Origin of the sequence: Gilliamella sp. B14448G11, assembly GCF_016101765.1 — a bacterium.
Lineage (GTDB): Bacteria > Pseudomonadota > Gammaproteobacteria > Enterobacterales > Orbaceae > Gilliamella > Gilliamella apicola_N.
In genome coordinates this window covers 1-320 of the sequence record NZ_JACFPX010000061.1, presented here as the reverse complement: position 1 = coordinate 320, position 320 = coordinate 1, and the positions used below count along the sequence as shown (strand labels likewise).

The window sequence follows — 320 nt, the reverse complement described above, 5'->3', positions numbered from 1 at the left end:
GCCATTTATCACTACTAAAAAGATTTTCTAAACTAGAGACAAAAACGGTACCAGCTGTACTATTTTCATCAAAATATTTTCTCATTGAAATTTTATATTGCTCAATTAAGTCATAATTTAATTTTTTGTATTGACCCTCTGGGGTGTGAAGCTCATGATATTCATAAGGAATATCACTTTTATTATCAATTTTATTATGTAATTTAGCGTCCCCTGTATAATTGACTTCGGCTAGGCGTTGAAAATTTAAGTCCTCAACCATACCTAGGGGATCTTCTAAAATAACCGCCCCAACTGGTTTTTTATATTGAGACTTTCGG

Annotated in this window: 1 protein-coding gene; it reads right to left on the bottom strand. The window is 32.2% G+C overall.

Annotation, left to right across the window (positions count from 1 at the left end; translation table 11 throughout):
• A partial coding sequence (locus tag H3S88_RS13180) for a hypothetical protein (RefSeq protein ID WP_198229255.1) occupies nucleotides 1-320 on the bottom strand: 320 nt, incomplete at both ends.